Raw genomic sequence first — 15233 nt, 5'->3', positions numbered from 1 at the left:
CTCAGGTATCCTCTGTAGAAAGCAGGCCTCCGCGCGCGCGCAACGCATCAGAGATTTGATCAGCATCGTCAAGCGCGAGCAGGGTGAAAGGCAGGATAATCCGCCAATTGGCGCGCCGGGGTGAACGCGCGCGCCAAGCGTCGCCCAGCGCGCGGCCCTTGGCCAGCAGCACCGGGGTCATGCGGATCACAAGGGCAATGGCGATTTCCAACGGGCGGCTGGCAATGCCGAAACGGCGTAACGGTGCGGCAAGCCAGTGCACCACGGAAATCATGTCCGACAGCCGGGTGGTCATCGTCACCAGATTGGCAAGCGCCACCGCCGAGACCAACCGCAACAGGATCACCAGGCCCGGTATCACACTGCCGTCAATCAGGTGAAACAGCGCGACGATCAGCACAAAGGGCCAAAGCATCCAGAGTTTCGCAAGCCCACCGCGCAGGAACTGCCATCCGGGCGCCGCATACAGCGCCAATACCGAGACAAGGATGGCCAGATGCGCCCAGAGGTTCTGGATGAAAAACAACCCCAGCGTCGCAAGGCACAGCGCCGCCAGCTTGGCCGCGGCTGGCCAACCATGGGCGCGGGTTTTAACCGGGGAGGTCAGCGATATCATCTGCGGCCCCCAATTCTGTCATGCGCGCCACATAGGCGGGCACAACCTCTTCCGCCGGGCCGATTTGGCGCAATGCGCCGCGATCCAGCCACAGCGCGCTGTGATATCCGGCCAAATCCGCCGGGTCATGTGTGATATGGATCAGATTGCCAGTGTAATGATCCAGATACCGGGTCAGCTGTGCCCGGGTGACCATGTCGAGACCGGCAAAGGGTTCGTCAAGAATGAGCAAGCGCGGGGCCATCGCAACAATGGCCATCAAACAGACCAGATGCTTTTGGCCATGGCTGAGCGTATTGATATAGGCCTCTTGCCAATGGGTCTTGTTGAAACGGGCCAATACGTCGCGCGCGGCGTCTTCGGCTGCTGCTTTCTTTTGGCCCTGCTGGATCAGACCAAAGGCCAGTTCTTCCAGCACGGTTGGGAAAATGATCTGGTGATCCGGGTTCTGGAACAGGATGCCGACCTCTGACAGGGCCGCACGCCGGTCCCGCGCCACATCGACGCCATTCAACCGCAGCTCGCCCGCCGTAGGGGCCACAAGACCGGCAAGCAACCGCGCCAGCGTCGTTTTCCCCGATCCATTGCGCCCGACGACCCCAAGTCGCGTGACCGAAATATCCAGCGTCAGAGCAGAAAAAACCAAACGAGTGTCATGGGCAAAATCCACCCCCGACAAAACCAGCTGACTGCTGGTCCGAACTGGGACCGAAGCGTCGTTCAAACGAAATTCCCCTGTCGCGCGGCGGGCCTCTCTTTTGGCCCGCGTCTGATCCACCCAGTGGGCGGTCAGCCCATTTGCCTGTGCATTTCAGAAGCTGGGGCGAATTGCAAGGCGACAGAAATCCAATGGTGTGGGCCGGGGTTGTCCCGATGTCAGCACGCCGTTATTGCGGCGCGCATGAAGTCAATTGGCGTTGCACAGCTGGGTGGCGCGCATCTGGGTCGCCAGATCCTGACCATCGTTGGTCCAGCAATTGGCGGTCACGGCCTGGGCACCGGCCTGTCCGGTCACGTTGCAATTCAATGTCTGCGCATGGGTGAAACTTTCCAGCCCGACCCGGGCCAATTGTCCGCGTTCGCTTTGGAGGGCGGGACAGACAAGAGCGTCGATCACCACCGGCATTCCGGCCAATTGCAGCGCATTTCCGGCATAAACGGCTTCGACCGGGCCACTGAGGACGCGACTGGCCGATACGGTTTCGATATGGCTCAATTCAATTGGTGTGCTGGGCCGATGCCTGCGCCGTTCGGTCCGTGCGTCGGGAACGTCAGCTGTGTCGTGTGAGATCACAGCCAGCGCCGGTCGGGCCAGTCCTGCGACAAATGCGCTGGCCGCGACCTGAAAATCGGTGGCGGCAATATGCGCGCTGGCAATCGTGTCGTCCTGGACCACTTGGGTAAGCGTGTCGCCAGCCCCTGCCAGCATCACCTGAACCTCAGGTGCGCGTAGCATGCCACGCGACACCGTCAGCACCAGGGCGACAGACAGGATCTTGACGCTCCAGCGGAACAGTCGAGACTTTGGGGTTCGCCCAGCCGATGCAAGTTTCCCCCGCATCCGGGATTTATCGCCGATCATAGCGGCTTTAAGAGCTTGGTCAGGTGTCATGGTTAACATATGCCTACCCTCCTTGACGGGAGAAGGGCGGAAATGAGCCAGAACTGCGGCGTTCCCCTAAAGGTTGTCTGCCTGCGGCATTCCCAAGACGTGAAAGCCCCCATCGACCCGAATAATTTCACCCGTGGTACAGGCGCCGGCATCCGACGCGAGGTATACCGCAGTGCCGCCCACGGCCTCTAGCGTGGCATTGGCGCGCAGCGGCGCGTTTTGATCCGTGTGCTTATAGGTCTTGCGCGCACCACCAATGGCCGCACCGGCCAGGGTTTTCATCGGACCGGGGGAAATGGCGTTGACGCGAATGCCCTCGGGGCCAAGATCATTGGCAAGATAGCGCACCGCAGCCTCAAGCGCGGCCTTGGCGATGCCCATGACATTGTAATTCGGCGTGACGCGATTCGATCCCATATAGGTCAGCGTCAAAAGCGTGCCGCCATTTTCAACCATCATCGGATGGGCGCGGCGGGCGACCTCGATAAAGGAATAGGCCGAGATATCCATCGAGTTCTTGAAATTGTCGCGGCTGGTGTTCAGCACCCGGCCGGTCAATTCGTTCTTGTCGCTGAAGGCGATGGCGTGGACCACGAAATCAATCGTCGGCCAACGGTCCCCCAGCTTTTCGAATGCCACATCGAGCGATGCATCGTCGGTCACATCAACATCGACAAGAAAGTCCGATCCGACCGATGCCGCCAGCGGCTCAACCCGTTTGCCGAATGCCTCGCCCTGATAGGTAAAGGCCAGTTCGGCACCAGCTTCGGCCATCGCTTTGGCAATGCCCCAGGCGATAGAGCGTTCGTTGGCAACACCCATGACAAGCCCGCGCTTGCCCTTCATTGACTGCGACATGTCCGTTTATCCGTTATATTTGCTAAGAAGCATGGAGCCGTTGGTGCCGCCAAACCCGAAGGAATTGGTCATCACTGTATCCAGCCCGGCATTTTCCACCAGCGTGGTGGCGATTTCTGCCGGTTTCAGTGCCGGATCAAGCGTTTCGACGTTGATCGACGGGATGATGAAATCGTTGTCCAAGGCCAGCAGACAATAAATCGCCTCTTGTGCGCCGGTGGCGCCCTGGCTGTGGCCGGTCATGGATTTGGTCGAAGACACCGGCGGCGTGCTGCCATCGCCAAAGACGCGGCGCACCGCTTCGATTTCGCCGACATCGCCGACCGGCGTGGATGTGCCATGGGCGTTGATATAGCCAACCTTGCGCCCCTCTTCCAAGGTGCTGAGCGCGACGCGCATCGCCCGCTCGCCGCCTTCGCCCGAGGGGGCCACCATATCGGCGCCATCCGATGTCGCGCCATAGCCCGTGACCTCGGCGTAGATCTTGGCGCCGCGCGCCTTGGCGTGTTCCAGTTCTTCCAGAACCAGCATCCCGCCGCCGCCGCCGATCACAAACCCATCGCGGTCTGCATCAAACGCCCGCGATGCGCGTTCCGGCGTATCGTTGTATTTCGACGACATCGCGCCCATCGCGTCAAACAGGCAGGACAATGTCCAGTCCAGCTCTTCGCCGCCACCGGCAAACATCACGTCCTGTTTGCCCATCATGATCTGTTCCGCCGCGTTGCCGATGCAATGCAGCGAGGTCGAGCAGGCCGAGGTGATGGAATAATTGATGCCTTTGATCTTGTACGCCGTCGACAGATTGGCCGAAACGGTCGAACACATGGTTTTTGGCACCGCAAAGGGCCCGATCCGCTTGGTCGCGCCGGTTTTCAGCACGGTCTGATGCGCCTGCAACATCGCGCTGGTCGATGGGCCACCCGAGCCCGCCACCAAACCGGTGCGTGGGTTCACAACATCGCGTTCCTCAAGCCCGGCATCGGCAATCGCCTGCCCCATGGCGATATAGGCATAGGCCGCCCCCGGCCCCATGAACCGCAGCGTGCGTTTGTCGACATGGTCCGCGACATTCAGCTTCAGGTCACCGGCAATCTGGCTGCGGAATCCATGTTCCTTCATCGCCTCATTGGCGGTGATCCCGGATGTCCCGGATTTGAGCGAGGCCAGAACCTCTTCCACATTGTTGCCGATGGAGGACACAATCCCCAGACCAGTCACGACGACACGACGCATGCGCGCACTCCCATGTTTGTTAGGGCATTACTAGGGCATGCGAGGGGAGACGCGCAAGGTGGGTGGGCTGTTTGGTGTGCAGTTGCGGCCAGTTAAGGCGATGCAAGGACCGTCTTATAACTTTCACAAAGAACCGGGCCTTGCATCCTTCGTCTGTGTTGCCACCCGATTCATCCTGTTCCATGGTGCGGCCATTCGACCAAAAGGGAAAACTACAAATGCGTTACCTTTCGATCCCGCTGGGCCTGGCACTGACCTGCGTGACACTTCCTGCCGCAGCCGAAGACCAGTACCAACATGATTTCAAGTCGCTGCTGGAAAATCTTCCGATTGCTGATCAAAAGGTCAGCATGTCACCGCGACCCATTGTCTTTAAGGGCAAGGAAACACCGGGCCAACATGATTGCTTCTGGATGGGTCCGGTTTATTCCGGGGCGTTCAACATCGCCTATCCCGATGGCGGCGCGGTGTATTGGGCGACGGCATTTACCATGCCCAAGGATGCGCCGGACGCCTATCTGGAAATTTCCGGCAACTTCCCACAGGCACGGTATATGTCGCTGCATAGCTATACCGAGGGTGGCGCGCCCTATGACCATGTGATGGACGTCGACATCACCGCCGATGATGGCAGCGAAAATCCTTTTCTGAGCGGGGCTTACGGCGATGCGATGGCCTATACCCTGCGCGTGGTCCAGGGCGAAGCCCCACAAGATCGCGCGCCCAATACCGTATATCTTGGCCCCACCGACAAGGTTGACCGCAGCCCGCTGTTGCTGCGTCATTACATCCCGGAAACCGGCGATGATCTGACCGGCGGCGCGGGACTTGCCAATGTGGCGCTGGTGATGGGCGATGGCACCCGGCTGGAAGGTCAGGCCGCCTGTGACGCGCTTGCCAGCCCCGGACCGGACGACGCGGAACGTGTCTTGATCTCGCCCGCTTTGGCGCAGGACGATTTTGACAACATGCTGAAAAAGCCCGAGGTCGCGGACAATTACCTGCACACCAAGCATGAGGCTTGGAACGTTTTCTGGGATCCGCGCATCAACCTGATGGCGTTCATGTCACCCAAGTTGCAACAGGTCATGGAAACAGCGGCGCGGGTTGGGTTCATCCCCAAGACCTCCGGCTTTTATGCCAACCTCGACAATCAATATGTCGCGATTTCGTTGAACGAAGATTTCGGCGATGTTGTCGTGCTTGAGGCGAAAATGCCCCGCACCCCGCGTCCGGGGCCGATATGGGCCAACCCGACAATTATGATCTGCGTTATTGGTCGCTTTGCACCAACGAAAGCCTTGTCACGACACGGTTTTCCGATTGCATCTATGACAGCGAGGTCACGCTGGACGATGATCGCGCCTATACAATTGTCATCAGCAAATCCGCGAACCGCCCGGAAAATGCGACGGCGGAATGTGGCGTAAGCTGGCTTGACTGGGGCGATGCAGGCGACGGGGCCGGACATACCAACATTACGGCGCTGCTGCTGCGCAACATGGCGCCCAACCCGGCGTTTTCGGCTGCGGTCCAAAACATTCCCGGCCCGGGGTTGGAGGTCGACACCATGGGCGCCTACCTGCCCAAAGCTGTCTACAGCACCAAAGCCGATTTTGAGGCGCGGGGCTGCTGAGCGCACCGCAACGCATCACCAAAACAAAAAAAAGAGGCCCGCAATCGGGCCTCTTTTCACATCCGCTGGTACGCGCGCAATCAGCTTTCGCTCAGCGCGACTTTCATATCCTTGACCTGATAGATCACCTCGCCGTCCGCCTCGACGATGCCGTCCGCAACGCCCATTGTCAGACGCCGGGTTTGAAATCGCCTTGGTGAAATTGATCCGATAGGTCAACATCTTGCGGTCCGGGCGCACCATGCCGGTCAGCTTGACCTCGCCCACGCCCAGCGCATAACCGCGCCCCTGCCAACCGCGCCAGCCGAGGTTGAAACCGGTCAACTGCCACAGGCCATCAAGACCCAAACAGCCGGGCATGATCGGGTTGCCGGGAAAGTGGCAGTCAAAGAACCACAGGTCGGGCTTGATGTCGAATTCCGCCACCACATGGCCCTTGCCATTTTCGCCGCCGTCACCCGAAATATCGGTGATCCGATCCATCATCAGCATCGGCGGTTCCGGCAATTGCGCATTGCCCGGACCAAAAAGCTCGCCTCTGGCACATTTCAGAAGCGCATCTCTGTCGAAACTGGTGGGGTATTCGGCCATTCAGGCACCTTCCTTGGATCACACAAATCTATCTGATCCGGTCTAACACCCGCATGCCAACCCATGCAAGAGCGCCGGGAATGATGAGATTGTTGCCACAAACGGCCATTATTGCCACATGCGCCGCATTGAAAAGCCACCAAAAGACGCTCTATATTGTTCCAAGGCGAGGAGTGCGAGGCATGAATATGACATCCCCAGCGATCGACCGCGGCGCGGTGTGGTTGTCCGGCGCAGGGCTGCGCCCGACCCGACAGCGCCTCACCCTGGCGTCCTTGCTGGTCGGCGACGGCCGCAACCGCCATGTCACCGCCGAAAGCCTGTTTGCAAAAGTTCAGGACGCCTGCGAAAGCGTTTCTCTGGCCACGGTCTACAACACCCTGCGGGCGTTTTGTGACGCGGGCCTGATGCAAGAGGTTACAGTGGATGGCCAGAAAAGCTATTTCGACACCAACACCCATGACCACCCGCATTTTTACTGGGAAGACGAAGGCCACCTGACCGATGCCCCGGCCGATCAGTTGAAAATCGTCTCTTTGCCGGATGCGCCGGAGGGGGCAGAAATTGCCAGCGTCGACGTGGTGATCCGATTGCGGCGCAAACCGGTCTGACCACGCGCCACCCGGCCCCGCATCGAGCTTTTTCCCCAGATCCGCCCAAGTGCCGCCGTATTTCGCCAGCAGTTTGCATCCGAAGACGCAATGCGAGAGGCCCCCATGAAACGCACATTGATCAAACACGCCCGGTCCTGGCTTTTGCTGACCGCCATGGTGCCGGTGTTTCTGGCGGCGAACTGGTATTTGCTGTCCGGCGTGCTGTCGATGCAGGTTTTCGATTTGATGGCCGGGGCCTATCTGATGTGCATTGCGGTCACGCTTGCCTGGGTGCGGCATTCGCTCAGTACCCGCATGACCAAGACGCTGTCGCAACGCGGCGCGCGCTGGACCAGCCTGATGGCGACAGAAGCGGCATAGGCGCAAAATCGGGGGGAATTCCGCCCCCTTTTTGATCAAACGCGCTTATTTTCCAGGCAAACATCCCGACATACACGACCACAAGCATCCGCTGCGCCGCCCCAGTCCGCTGGTGCGGCATTTTCTGTTATGCTGCGAACGTCGCCTTAAATCCTTTTTCAGGGATTGGGCGCATCATCGAAACCCTAGCGCCTATCGGGAGGACGCGGCGTTACCCCTGCTTAACTGCAAAGGAGCGCTGATATGTTCGCTTTCGCCTTTCCCCGTGTTGCACACGGGGCGCTGAGACTTGCCTTTTGTCTGGCTTTTGTGCTGGCCTTTTTTCTGGATGGCCTTGCCGCCAGGGCCGATGACAGCCCGGCCTACCTGCAACCTGATGAACGACAATTGCGCACGCATTTCATCTGTGCCGAAAGCGCGCGGGTGCGCCCGTTGGACCGGGCCGCAATTCACGTTTGTTCCCATGTCTTTCAACGGCTTAAAATCGGTTTTGTGCCCGGCATGACAATCGACAGATATGACGCATTGAGCGGCGAAGAACGCGCCCGCGTCAATCGCGAAGGTTATATGGCCTGGCGGGCCTGGGTGTCGGCCAACCGGGACCGTGTCGGCGATCTGCGACGCGCGGCGCGCACCTCACTGTTCGGCATCGCGGCCTGAGCCCCTGGCCCAATGCGGTGTAGCCTCGACACAGCGCAGCCGCGGCGGACCAGCGGAGTTTCGGCTATTCGCGGGTCTGGCACGCCAGCTCTCGTTGCTGGTTTCGACGATGTCACAGTGATGCGTGAGGCGATCGAGGAGCTTGGTCGCCGTCTTGGCATCGCCGAATACGGAGGGCCATTCGCCAAAGTCGAGGTTGGTCGTCGCGATAATCAAGGTTCGCTCATAGCGACGGCTGATAATGTGGAACAAGAGCTGCCCGCCGGTCTGGGCGAATTGCAGATAGCCCAGTTCATCGAGTAATATGAAGTTGAACCGACAGAGGAGATCGGCGGGCGGCTGTGTCGGTCAGAACAGGCCTCGGCATCAAGCTTGTTCACGAGATCTACCACGTTGAAGAAGCGGCGGCGCTTACCGCGCCGGATGCAGGATCGAGCGTTGCCAACCGCGAGATGCGACTTGCCAGTTCCAGTGCCGCTGATCAGCACGACGTTACGCTGCTGGTCGATGACGTCGCCTGATGCCAGAACGCGCACCACGTCTCGTTCACCGCCGTATCTTCGAAGGTCAACTAGACGACCTCCTTGGTTAACGGGAGGCGAGCGATGGTCAGCTGATACTTGATCGATCGAGCCTGCTTCTCGCTTATCTCGGCGTTCAGAAGGTCACCGACGATCTGCTGCGGCCCGTGTCGCCGCTTCACAGCTGTCGCGAGAACCTCATATCATAAGCCGCCCTCATCCCGCAAAACTTCAACTGGCTCATCGCGGCCAGCACCTATGATCTTTCCATGTTCTGATCTTCTCAGGTTGTCATAACGCTTGCAGTCGGCCACCGGCTCGCAGGTCAGGCGCAAGGCATCGGGTGGGGCAATTGCAAGTGACGGCGTCTTTGCCCGCAATCAGCGCGAAATCACCACTGGCCTGTCCTTGTGGCGCAGCACCTCGAACGGGGTATCAAATACATCGGCCAGGGTTTCGGGCGTCAACAGCGCGGCACTGGCATCATGCGCCACGATGCGCCCGTCTTTCATCGCAACGATCCGATCCGCCCATCCCGCCGCCGCGTTGATATCGTGGATCACTATCACGATGCTGCGGTCATGGCCGCGCGACAGCCCATGCAACCGCGCCATCAAATCCCGCGCATGGCGTGGATCCAGCGCATTCAGCGGCTCGTCCAGAAACATCCACGACGTATCCTGTGCATAGGTCATGGCGATGAACGCCCGCTGACGCTGGCCGCCGGACAGGGTTTCCAAGGGCCGTTCAGCAAAATCCGTCAGAGAAAAGGCCTCCAGGGCCTCTTCAACCTTTTCCATGTCCTTGGGCCCCGGTCGCCCCCGGTGATGCGGCCAGCGGCCAAAACTGACCAGCTCACGCACCTGCAGGCGGCTGACCACCACTGGCGTTTGCTGTAACAGGGCCACGGCGCGCGCGCGGGCCTCATCCCGGGCGGTGAACGGGTCCAGGCCGTCGATCTCGACGCGGCCTTGTGTCGGCGTTGTCAGCCCCGCCATACAATGCAACAGCGATGATTTCCCCGCCCCGTTCGGCCCGATCAGCGCAGTGATCCCCCCCGGCGCAAGCGTCAGGTTCACATCATGCAGGATCACCGTATCACCCACCCCATAGCCAAGCCCGCGAACCTTGATCATAGCTGCCTCCTGCGCAGGACGAGCCACAAGAACAGCAGCCCGCCAAAGAACTCCACCACCACCGCCAGCGCCGATTGGCTGCCCAGCAGGCGTTCAAACACGAATTGCCCGGTCACAAGGATCAGCGCCCCGATCAGCGCCGCCGCCGGAATCAACACGATATGGCGGTGGGTGTCGGTCAGATGCCGCGCCAGACTGGCCGCCAAAAGGCCCAGAAACGTGATCGGCCCGACCAGCGCGGTGGAGACCGATATCATCGCCGCCACCAGCATCAGCGCCATAAGCACCACCCGATCATGGTTCAGCCCCAGCCCCCGCGCCGTGCCCCGGCCCAATCCGGCCACATCCAGCGCCGGTGCCATGCGCAGCGCCGCGCCGAACGCGGCGATCAACACCAGCCCCGCCGCGATCAATTGTCCAAGGTCCACCCGGCCAAAGCTTGCAAACATCGCCTGTTGCACCACGGCAAATTCCGACGGGTCCATCATCCGCTGCACCATCGAAGCCAGCCCGCGCAACAACACCCCAAGGATCACCCCGGTCAGGATCATCCGGGTCACATCGCCGGCGTCGCGGCGCAGCAACACGCCAAACAGCGCGGTCGCCGCCGCCATCAACACCGCCGCTTCGATCACAAAACGCAATGCGCCGGGGATCTGTGCCGCGCCAACCCCGCCAAGGGTCACCACCAAAAGCGTCTGCAAAAGCACAAACAGCGCATCAAATCCCACGATCCCCGGCGTCAGCAACCGGTTCATCGCCACCGTCTGAAACAGGATCGTGGCCGCCCCCGTCGCCGCCCCGACACAGATCAACGCCGCCAGCTTTGCGCCGCGCAGCTCCAAAATAAATCCATAAGGCGCGCGCAGGTGCCACAGCAAAAACCCCGCGCTTAACGCCACAAGCGCCAGCGCCAACCACGCCACATGTCGGTCAACCATGGGCCCGCCTCGGCGCGGCGTGAAGCAGCCACAGGAAGACCGATGCGCCAAACACGCCAAATACCGTCGCCGCCGGAATTTCAAAGGGATAGCGGATCACCCGCCCAATCACATCCGCCGCCAGCACCAGCACACCGCCGCCAAGCGCAATCAACGGCAGGTTCGCGCGCAGGTTATCGCCGCGCCAGCGCGACACCAGATTTGGCGCGACCAATCCCACAAAGGGAAACGCCCCAACCGTCACCATGACCAATGCGGTCAACACCGACACAATCACCAACCCCAGCGCGCGGGTTTGTTTATAGTTCAGGCCCAGCGAACGGGCCTGCGCCTCGCCCAGCCCCAAAATCGTGATCCGATCCGCCACCGCATAAAGCAGCACAGCCATCCCCGCGACCGCCCAGAGCCATTCGTACCGGCCGATCATCACGCCGGAAAATTCGCCCAATTGCCAGGTGCCAAGGTATTGCATCAAATCAGTCAGCCACGCGGCCCAGATGCCAATCGCGCCCAGAATGCCGCCATAGACCAGCCCAACAATCGGCAACAGCATCGGGTCACTGCGCGGCACCCGTTTGGCCAGCGCGATAAACCCGGCCATCCCCGCCAATGCCGCCGCGGCGGCCACCAACATCTTGCCCGCAATCGCCATGCCCGGCGCGATCAATGTCACCGCCAGCAACCCCAGCATCGCCGCCTCGGGCGTGCCGGTCAGGGCCGGTTCGACCAAACGGTTCTGCACCACCTGTTGCACCACCACCCCGGCCAGCGCCAACCCAGCCCCCGCCAAAAGCGCCGCCGCCGTGCGGGGAAACCGGCTGACCATCAAAAGCCAGCCGCCATCCCCATCCGACAACGACGCCGCGCCAATCAACAGGCTGAGACCGCTCACCCCGATCAGCGCGCATATAAGCAAAGGCCACTGTCGCAAGATTAGCTATCCGCGCCAGCAAAGGCTGCGATCACCTCGTCCAGCGTGTGCAAAACGGACCCGGCCCCGCCCGACGCAATATAAAGCGACGCCGCATCAAGATAGACGATCTGGCCCTTTTGTGCCGCTGTTGTCTTGGCGATCAACGGGTTGTCCAATGTGGCCTCGGCGGCCTGACTGTCGGCGCCAATCGCGGCGCCCCGGTCCACCACCAGCAACCAATCGGGGTTGATGTCGGCGACGAATTCAAACGATACCGCCTCGCCGTGGGTTTCCGCCTCGACGTTTTGCGCCGCTTCTTCGATGCCGATTTCGCTGTGCAGCCAGCCAAACCGCCCGCCCCGGCCATAGGCCGACACCTTGCTGCCATTGGTCAACAGGATCAACGCCTTGCCTTTGCCTTCGACCGCGCGTTGCGCTTCTGCAAGCTTGGCGTTCAGCTCTTCGGTCAGCGCGGCGGCCTTGTCTTCGACATCGAAAATCGCGCCATAGGCCGCGATCCGCGCATGCGCTTGATCCAGCATGTCATCGCCCCAAATCGTCATGTCGATCGTGGGCGCGATCTGGGACAGGTTTTCCACCTGTTCGGACGACCGCCCACCGGCCACAATCAGATCGGGCTGCATCACCGCCAACGCTTCGAAGTCGGGTTCGAACAACGTGCCAACCACCGCACCGGCCTCCATCACCGGATCAAGCCGCTTGACATAAAGTTTGTTCGGCAACCCGTCGATTTTCTGACCAAGCGCGTTGATGGTATCGACCGCCGCAACATCAAAAACAGCGATTGTTCCGGGTTTGGCCTGCACCGTCACAGCGCCGGTCGCGGTTTGCACGGAAACATCATCGGCAAAGGCCGGAACAGCGAGAGCGGCGCCCAAAAGGCCACCAAGTAGGGTCATGCGCATGGAATTACTCCTGAAGGTCAGATGCAATCGCGTGGCTGGTCCGTCTGGCATGGCTTCGCGGTATTGCGGCGGGTGTAGCGGATTGCGTTCATCGGCTGCAAGCCTTAATCTGACAGAAACAATCAGGATGAACCGCCATGCCCTTGACCGTGACTGAAACCGGCACGTTCGCCACCCCCAACGGGTCAAAATACCTCCAGCAACTGTGCAAGCATTTCGGGCACAAAGTTGATGTGGATTACGACCACCAAACCGGCACCGTGGCTTTTCCAATGGGCCCCGCAAAGATGCAGGCGGATAAGACCGGGCTGACGGTTGTGTTCACCCTGTCCAAACCAAATGACGTGCCCGCCGCCCATAGTGTGATTGATCGCCACCTTGAAACATTTGCATTTCGCGAAGATTTCAAAGGCATGGTGTGGCAAAGCGCCTGACCCCGGCACAATGCAAAACGGGCGACCCGGGGGCCGCCCGTCAGCATGTCATTTTGGCCTAAAACTGCAAACTGGCCGTCAGGGTGAAGGTCCGCCCCGGTTCATTCAACGGCTCGATCGCGCTTAGATCCAGCCCGTCGCTGCTTCGGCTGGCGTAAGTCGCGTCGAACAGGTTGTCGATGCCAAGCCGGATTTCCAGCCCCTCCACCGCCGTGGGCGCATAGCTGGCAAAGACATTTGCGACCTCATAGGCCGGAAGATCCAGAGACCCGATCTTGTTCTCCAGCGCGACTTCGGCATTGCCGCCGATCCGCCATTCGTCGCTCAGGTCATACCCGGCCTCCAAGGCAATGATATGCCCCATCGGACGGCCAAAGTAATAGGCCGTGGTGGCGATTTCATCGTCGTCCAGCTGCACATCCGCAAAGGTATAGTTCAGCTTGGCAAAGCCCCGCGCGCCTGTGTAGCTGATCGAACCGTCAAAGCCCTGCGACGTCATGTCGGTCAACGCACCGCGATTGCCACCGCTTGGCAAAATGGCGGATACATCGTTGATTTCAGTATGGAACAAAGCCCCGCCAAAGGCCCAAGGCCCGGTGTCATAGCGCAAACCAATGCGCGCCGAATGCGCCCGCGTCGAGGCGAAACCATCATAGTTCCAATCCGTGCGATAGTTCACGAGGGCGGCCTCGCCCAGCGCGAACCCGCCCCAGGTCGAGGCGATCCCGGCGTTCAGCGACAGCCCGTCTGTCAACAGAACGTCAACAGCGGCATTCACACTTGCGCCGCCCTCTTCGAAATCGCTGCCGTCGGCCCCCTCGAAGCGCTGGAAATCATACCGTCCGCCGTAGCTGACCGAGATGCGGTCGGTCAAATCCTGCCGCGCCTGTGCAAAAAGACCAAAGTTGAAGCGGCTTTCCGCGCCATCGGCGCCTTCGGTTGCTTCGGCGGTTTCGTCAAAGAAATCCATGCCTGCGGTCAGGGTGCCATTGCCCAATTGCCATTCGTTTTTGGCCGTGCCTGACAGGCTTTTGTTGACGCCGGTGACGTCGCCAACATCCACTTCCTGCTCGTTATAGGTCAGTTGCAGATAGGGGGCGAAATTGCCCTGTGGCTGCGTGTCACTATAGGTCAAGGTATAAGAGCTGCGGCGCGCATAGCCGTCGATGATGTCTGTCGGGCGCGCGGGGCTGGTCAACCCGGCGAAATCCGAGCGAATGAAGCCCCCCTGCGACGCGCGCGGGCCGGTGTCTTCGGTTTGGGAGGCGGAAAAGGCCAGCCGCTTGCCGGTGTCGGAGGTGAAGCCGAGCTTGACCATATAATCCGACAGCTCTGCGCCGGTGCCGTCGATGCGGTCGCCATCGCCGTCTTCGTAGTCGTCGCCTTCTTGCAGTGTCCCGCTGAGCAGCCAGTCAAAACCGCCCGTCACACCATAGAGCGCAAGCGAACTGCGCAGCCCCGTGCCATTGGTGCCCGTCGTCAGCGACAGCCGCCCGCCAAAGGTATCATCCGGCGCCAGAAGGTCGCCGGCGTCCTTGGTGGTATAGGCCAATGCGCCGCCAAGCGCACCGGGGCCCGCATCCGCCGGTGCCAGCCCCTCGCTGACCGCAACCGACTTCAACAACGCCGGATCAAGCAGAACGTTGCCAGTGTGGTGAAAGGCGCCCTTGTTTTGACGTGCCCCGTCGATGGTGACCGCCAGCTGGCTTTCTTCGATCCCGTTCACCATGACCTTTTGCGCCATTGCCGCGCCACCGCTGACCGACACCGAAGATTCGCCAACAAACACGTCCTTGACGGTCGATGGGTTGCGATCGGCAAGCTCTTCTTCGGTGATCTCGTCATTGCCCAACAGGTTCTGCGCCGCGGCCAAATCAATACGCAACGTCCCAAGGAAAAGCGGATCGGCGTCCTGGGCCGCAACAGTGCCAGCAAAAAGGCAGGTTCCAAGCAGCAACACGCTGCGTGATCTCAGATGGTTCATTCTGTTCCCTTTCAGTTTTTCACGTGGCTGGTGACCGATAGGGAACGGTAGTCTGGCTGCGATCATTTTGGCCGCAAATACCTTAGTATTTTTGTAGGATCAAGGTCAGGCAGACAGAATTACGCTATGGCGCAGCATGAATTGCATTGCGCGCCCGGAGCATTGTTCGCAGATTGCGGCAAACCGCCCTCTCCC

At 60.4% G+C, this 15233-nt stretch carries 16 protein-coding genes and 3 pseudogenes; 6 read left to right on the top strand and 13 right to left on the bottom strand.

Going from position 1 to position 15233, the window contains the following annotated elements:
* Nucleotide 1: 1 nt before the first annotated feature.
* The 5 genes from AC0L4F_RS03630 to fabB all read right to left on the bottom strand — a co-directional run bounded on the left by AC0L4F_RS03630 (nucleotide 2) and on the right by fabB (nucleotide 4322).
* Nucleotides 2-616 carry a CbiQ family ECF transporter T component gene (locus AC0L4F_RS03630; protein ID WP_244685473.1) on the bottom strand — a complete coding sequence of 205 codons (615 nt, stop codon included), beginning with the start codon at nucleotides 614-616 and terminating at the stop codon, nucleotides 2-4.
* Nucleotides 591-1262 (bottom strand): energy-coupling factor ABC transporter ATP-binding protein, encoded by a 672-nt coding sequence (locus AC0L4F_RS03625; RefSeq protein WP_244685470.1) that lies wholly within the window; start codon nucleotides 1260-1262, stop codon nucleotides 591-593. Before AC0L4F_RS03625 ends, AC0L4F_RS03630 begins: the two co-directional genes overlap by 26 nt.
* 261 nt (nucleotides 1263-1523) lie before the next feature.
* Complete coding sequence (locus tag AC0L4F_RS03620; protein WP_244685468.1) at nucleotides 1524-2237, bottom strand: hypothetical protein; 714 nt, start codon at nucleotides 2235-2237, stop codon at nucleotides 1524-1526.
* A 57-nt stretch (nucleotides 2238-2294) separates the two neighbouring features.
* Nucleotides 2295-3086 carry an enoyl-ACP reductase FabI gene (locus AC0L4F_RS03615; RefSeq protein WP_244685466.1) on the bottom strand — a complete coding sequence of 264 codons (792 nt, stop codon included), beginning with the start codon at nucleotides 3084-3086 and terminating at the stop codon, nucleotides 2295-2297.
* Between the two features lie 6 nt (nucleotides 3087-3092).
* Complete coding sequence (fabB, locus tag AC0L4F_RS03610) at nucleotides 3093-4322, bottom strand: beta-ketoacyl-ACP synthase I (RefSeq protein ID WP_244685464.1); 1230 nt, start codon at nucleotides 4320-4322, stop codon at nucleotides 3093-3095.
* 218 nt (nucleotides 4323-4540) lie between these two features.
* Between fabB and AC0L4F_RS03605 the strand changes: the two genes are divergently transcribed.
* Entirely contained in the window at nucleotides 4541-5752 is a 1212-nt protein-coding gene (locus tag AC0L4F_RS03605; protein WP_244685461.1) for a hypothetical protein, read from the top strand.
* 71 nt (nucleotides 5753-5823) lie between these two features.
* The gene (locus AC0L4F_RS03600; RefSeq protein ID WP_280520444.1) at nucleotides 5824-5958 is read left to right on the top strand and encodes a hypothetical protein; all 135 of its coding nucleotides are present in this window, start codon (nucleotides 5824-5826) and stop codon (nucleotides 5956-5958) included.
* Between the two features lie 80 nt (nucleotides 5959-6038).
* Here AC0L4F_RS03600 and fabA read toward each other — a convergent pair.
* Nucleotides 6039-6549: pseudogene (fabA, locus tag AC0L4F_RS03595) on the bottom strand (bifunctional 3-hydroxydecanoyl-ACP dehydratase/trans-2-decenoyl-ACP isomerase).
* 188 nt (nucleotides 6550-6737) lie between these two features.
* Here fabA and irr point away from each other — a divergent pair.
* The 3 genes from irr to AC0L4F_RS03580 all read left to right on the top strand — a co-directional run bounded on the left by irr (nucleotide 6738) and on the right by AC0L4F_RS03580 (nucleotide 8183).
* Nucleotides 6738-7160, top strand: a complete 423-nt coding sequence (gene irr / locus AC0L4F_RS03590; RefSeq protein ID WP_244686325.1) for a Fur family transcriptional regulator Irr — start codon at nucleotides 6738-6740, stop codon at nucleotides 7158-7160.
* 105 nt (nucleotides 7161-7265) lie between these two features.
* Nucleotides 7266-7523: a hypothetical protein gene (locus AC0L4F_RS03585; protein WP_244685459.1), complete on the top strand. Its 258-nt coding sequence runs from the start codon at nucleotides 7266-7268 to the stop codon at nucleotides 7521-7523.
* Nucleotides 7524-7766: 243 nt separating this feature from the next.
* Nucleotides 7767-8183 (top strand): hypothetical protein, encoded by a 417-nt coding sequence (locus AC0L4F_RS03580; protein WP_244685457.1) that lies wholly within the window; start codon nucleotides 7767-7769, stop codon nucleotides 8181-8183.
* Nucleotides 8184-8264: 81 nt separating this feature from the next.
* On the opposite strand, the pseudogene istB reads toward AC0L4F_RS03580, so the two are convergent.
* From istB to AC0L4F_RS03550, 6 genes and pseudogenes are all read right to left on the bottom strand, one after another.
* Nucleotides 8265-8948 (bottom strand): annotated as a pseudogene (gene istB / locus AC0L4F_RS03575) (IS21-like element helper ATPase IstB); the annotation flags it as partial.
* Nucleotides 8908-9081, bottom strand: a pseudogene (locus tag AC0L4F_RS03570) (IS21 family transposase); the annotation flags it as partial. The pseudogenes istB and AC0L4F_RS03570, both read right to left, overlap by 41 nt.
* Nucleotides 9082-9084: 3 nt before the next feature.
* Nucleotides 9085-9840, bottom strand: coding sequence for an iron ABC transporter ATP-binding protein (locus AC0L4F_RS03565; RefSeq protein ID WP_244685455.1), 756 nt, complete (start codon nucleotides 9838-9840; stop codon nucleotides 9085-9087).
* Entirely contained in the window at nucleotides 9837-10781 is a 945-nt protein-coding gene (locus AC0L4F_RS03560) for an iron chelate uptake ABC transporter family permease subunit (protein WP_244685453.1), read from the bottom strand. Before AC0L4F_RS03560 ends, AC0L4F_RS03565 begins: the two co-directional genes overlap by 4 nt.
* Complete coding sequence (locus tag AC0L4F_RS03555; RefSeq protein WP_244685450.1) at nucleotides 10774-11712, bottom strand: iron chelate uptake ABC transporter family permease subunit; 939 nt, start codon at nucleotides 11710-11712, stop codon at nucleotides 10774-10776. Before AC0L4F_RS03555 ends, AC0L4F_RS03560 begins: the two co-directional genes overlap by 8 nt.
* Nucleotides 11713-11714: 2 nt before the next feature.
* Complete coding sequence (locus tag AC0L4F_RS03550) at nucleotides 11715-12620, bottom strand: siderophore ABC transporter substrate-binding protein (RefSeq protein ID WP_244685448.1); 906 nt, start codon at nucleotides 12618-12620, stop codon at nucleotides 11715-11717.
* A gap of 137 nt (nucleotides 12621-12757) precedes the next feature.
* Between AC0L4F_RS03550 and AC0L4F_RS03545 the strand changes: the two genes are divergently transcribed.
* On the top strand, nucleotides 12758-13054 hold the full coding sequence (locus tag AC0L4F_RS03545; RefSeq protein ID WP_244685446.1) for a DUF2218 domain-containing protein: 297 nt from the start codon (nucleotides 12758-12760) through the stop codon (nucleotides 13052-13054).
* Nucleotides 13055-13112: 58 nt separating this feature from the next.
* On the opposite strand, the gene AC0L4F_RS03540 is transcribed toward AC0L4F_RS03545, so the two are convergent.
* Nucleotides 13113-15038, bottom strand: a complete 1926-nt coding sequence (locus AC0L4F_RS03540; RefSeq protein WP_244685444.1) for a TonB-dependent receptor domain-containing protein — start codon at nucleotides 15036-15038, stop codon at nucleotides 13113-13115.
* Nucleotides 15039-15233: the final 195 nt, after the last annotated feature.

It is taken from the genome of Marinovum sp. J2-8 (genome assembly GCF_055808435.1).
This window is presented reverse-complemented; position numbering and strand designations above follow the sequence as displayed.